Origin of the sequence: Brucella cytisi (genome assembly GCF_038433355.1) — a bacterium.
In the GTDB taxonomy this organism is placed as follows: Bacteria; Pseudomonadota; Alphaproteobacteria; order Rhizobiales; family Rhizobiaceae; genus Brucella; species Brucella cytisi.
Genome location: NZ_JBCAUP010000055.1, coordinates 1 through 3,670, shown reverse-complemented (window position 1 = coordinate 3,670; position 3,670 = coordinate 1). Strand labels below are relative to the sequence as shown.

Genomic DNA, 3,670 nt, shown 5'->3' with positions numbered 1-3,670 from the left:
CGCATTGCCTCACTAGAAATGTTCCCTGATTGTTGGCCGTTGCCTCATCTGATTTGCTCCCAGCATTTGTGGGTGCGGAGCAAATCAGATGAGGCTGATCAGCGTGACGACGAAGAAGGAATTGGTTGCTGCTCTGGCAAAGCGCTATGCGGCCGGAAAGCGGGAGGAAAAATCGCAGATCCTCGATCAGTTCGTATCGATCAGTGGGATGCATCGAAAACACGCGATGCGTTTATTGCGGGGGGCAGATAAGCAACCGCAATCGCGAACGCGGGCGCAGATTTATAACGAGGCGACCCGACAGTCTCTTATTGTTCTGTGGGAAGCCTCTGACCGCATCTGCGGCAAACGATTGAAGCCCTTGCTGCCAATTCTGATCTCGGCGATGGAACAACATGGCCATTTGAAGTTAGACGATCAGGTCCGCACACTTCTGCTACAGATGAGTGCGGCTACCATCGACCGTGCATTGAAAAGCGTGCGAGAAACAGCAGGCGGCCGTCGACGCCGACGTTCCGTTGCTTCATCGGCATTGAAGCGGAGTATCCCAATTCGAAAATTCTCCGACTGGGGTGATCCCGCACCTGGCTTCATCGAGGCCGATCTTGTGTCGCACTCCGGTCCCAACGCACGCGGCAGCTTTATTCATACTCTTGTCCTTACGGATATTGCGACCGGTTGGACCGAGTGCGCGCCTCTGATTGTTCGCGAACAGAAGCTCTTGACGGAAGTTTTGACCGAGCTTCGCCGCATGATGCCGTTCCCGCTGCTTGGCTTTGATACGGATAACGATAGCGTATTCATCAACGAGACCCTCAGGGACTATTGCGTTCATTCAGATATCGAATTCACTCGCTGTCGGCCATATCGCAAAAATGATCAGGCTTATGTGGAGCAGAAAAACGGATCGGTCGTCCGCCGAATTGTTGGCTATCATCGGTATGAGGGTGTTGAAGCTGCAGCAACACTTGCGGAGCTTTATCGTTCGGTACGCTTGTTCGTGAACTTCTTTCAACCGTCGTTTAAATTGCTCGAGAAGCAGCGAAATGGAGCGATGGTCAAGAAGCTCTACTCTTCTCCCGCGACGCCACATCAACGGCTATTGTCGGATGCAAGGACGGCGGTCGAGGTACGCGACCCCTTGGTGCGCATGAGTGAGCAACTCGACCCTGTGATGCTCCTCCGAAACATTCGTGCAGGACAACAGCGGCTTGCCGACATTGCGCATCAGGGAGCACCCTCAAGCGAGGCTCCCGATATCGAGAGCTTTTTGCGAAGCCTGCGTATCGCGTGGACGGAGGGCGAAGTTCGTCCGACCGCGAAAGCAAAGCCAAAACTGAAACGCGAGCGACGGCGGCCTGACCCGCTGGTTAACGTCACGAATGATCTTTACAGTTGGTTTGAAGCTGAGCCATGGAGAACCGGCCGGGAGCTACTGGAGCGACTTCAAAGCATTTATCCCGGCGAGTATCCTGATGCACTAATCCGTACGGTGCAACGACGGGTGAAAGCCTGGCGTCGCGATCGCGCGCATAGAATGATATTCGGAAACGAGTCTGGCGAAGATGAACAACTACCAGCGCTCAGCAGGGCTTAGGGAGCATTCTGGTGAGGCAATATGCTATCCGTTCGGGAGCATTTTTCGATGAGGCAATACGAATCTCACCTAGATTGCCGCTATGCAGCAATGGCCGTGATAATCCCCGGAACCATCCATAATTGAAGGATGGTGGGTTCCTTGTCTGCTACCTCTGCGAAAGCTGGTGATGAGAGAAAGATGAGCAATCCGATAAACGGAACTCGCGTTTTCATTATGGATACTGGCGCGAACCTGATCATGCTCTGATTTCCCATGGCACCTCAAAATTGGCAAGTAGTTCATTGCCAGCCAAAAGCTTCCCGATTGCACGAGAATGTGATTCAGCGTCGGGATGAGCCGATGCGACCTGACTGACTTCATGTGGCGTGTGATCGAACCGCTACTGCAAAACAAACCGTGAGGCGTCCCTCGCGTCGATGATCGGCTTGTACCGAACGGGATGCTCCGGGTGCTGCGATCTGGCGCGTCGTGGCGCGATCTTCCCGAGCGCTACGGTTCGCGCGCCATCTGCTACAACCGCGTCGTGAGATGGTGGAATACCGGAGTCAGGGACCGGATGATGGATGCCATCACAGCCGCGCATTATGGTGACATCCGGATGATCGACGGCACTTCCGTTCGTCCCCGTCAACAGGCCGCGACGGCAAAAAGGGGAATCAGGATCATTATCCTGGTCGTTCCCGAGGCGGACCCACGACCAAAATCCACGTGGTTGTCTACGGGCAAGGCCCCCTGGTCCACCTGAGCCTGACCGCCCGGCAAGGTCATGACGGTCTGCTTTGCCATGTCGATGCCGGAGCAATCGTGCTGGCGGACAAGGCATATGACGACGATCGAATCCGGAAGTCTCTCCGCGAGAACGGAGCGCTCGCCAGTATCCCGTTCAGGGCCAACCGGCGGCCGAAACCGTACTTCAGCACATGGCTCTTTCGCGAGCTGGACCTGATCGGGTGGTTCTTTTCCAAGCTGAAGCACTTCCGCCGCGTCGCGACCTGCCACGACAAATTGGCCGAAAGCTACCTGGCCATGGGCCAACTCATCTCAGTGTGCCTCTGGCTTCGCGTTTATCAGGCTACAGCCTGGCAAAGTTGGGCTAGCACCACCAGCTATCTTTGCGTTCCAGATCAAAGGACTGGAGGTCACATCACGTCTGTCCGCTGTAGCCCATCAACAGTGAGCAGATAAGGTGTTGAAATGAGAAGTTAGCAAACAAAAAACCCGGCAGCGATGCTGCCGGGTTCTTTTTGAACAATCCCGGAGGGATTAGAACGAACGCTGGAAGCGGATCATGCCCTGGAAAGCATCTTCGCCGTCGAGGCTGATGTTTTCGTCGTCCCACTTGGTGTAGGAAACTTCCGGGGTGATCGTGAAGCCAGGAACCAGTTCGTAAGCAACGTTTGCGGTTGCTGCGAAGGTCTTGGTGTCGTCGTAAGCGAGCTGCAGGTTGAAGGCAGCCTTTTCGGTTGCCTGGAACTTGGCGCCACCCCAGACAGCCCAGTCGCCGCCCCACGTGCCGTAGAAGCTGGTGATGCCGCGGTAGGTGTAGCCGTTGCTGCCATCAACGAAGTATTCGTCGTCGTTGGACTTGTAGCCACCCTGTACCCAGACCGAGAAACGGTCCGTGATGTTGACGTCGCCGCGAACCTTACCGGCCCACTCTTCGTTACGGGCGTCATAAGCAACAACACCGGCAATCGAACCCCAGCCACCAGCATACTTCAGACCGCCAACGATGTGCGGCGTGTAGTCGCTCAGCGTTACGTCAACGTCGGAGTCGCCGTTGCCGCCTTCTTCGAACGACAGGATGGCCGAGAAGCCGTTGCCGCCGGTGAAGGTGTAGCTGATGAGGTTGGTGCGGTAGCCGCCAGCGAGGATCACGTCGTCGTTGATGACGTCGCCGAGGTAACCAGGGAAGGTTACGAAGGCCGATTCATCGAGACCAACGCGCAGGCCGCCGAGCTGGATGTAAGCATAACGCAGCGAGCTGTTTTCGCTGGAGCCGTATGCGTCTTCTTCGCCGTCGCCGCCGCCGTTCCAGTTGTAACGCAGTTCGGTGAAGGTCTTCAGAGT

2 protein-coding genes and 1 pseudogene are annotated in these 3,670 nt (G+C 55.9%); 2 read left to right on the top strand and 1 reads right to left on the bottom strand.

What is annotated here, in order from left to right; translation table 11 throughout:
• The first annotated feature begins 88 nt into the window (after positions 1-88).
• Both AAE521_RS26700 and AAE521_RS26695 read left to right on the top strand, forming a co-directional pair.
• On the top strand, positions 89-1,597 hold the full coding sequence (locus AAE521_RS26700) for an integrase catalytic domain-containing protein (protein WP_342062163.1): 1,509 nt from the start codon (positions 89-91) through the stop codon (positions 1,595-1,597).
• A 334-nt stretch (positions 1,598-1,931) separates the two neighbouring features.
• Positions 1,932-2,680 (top strand): annotated as a pseudogene (locus AAE521_RS26695) (IS5 family transposase); the annotation flags it as partial.
• 183 nt (positions 2,681-2,863) lie between these two features.
• Here AAE521_RS26695 and AAE521_RS26690 read toward each other — a convergent pair.
• Positions 2,864-3,670, bottom strand: an 807-nt coding sequence (locus AAE521_RS26690) for a porin (protein WP_342062984.1), incomplete at its 5' end; no start/stop codon positions are given.

Bases quoted from the DNA above. Each gene is read 5' to 3' on its own strand.
- AAE521_RS26700 (WP_342062163.1), top strand. From the start codon at position 89: ATGAGGCTGATCAGCGTGACGACGAAGAAGGAATTGGTTGCTGCTCTG.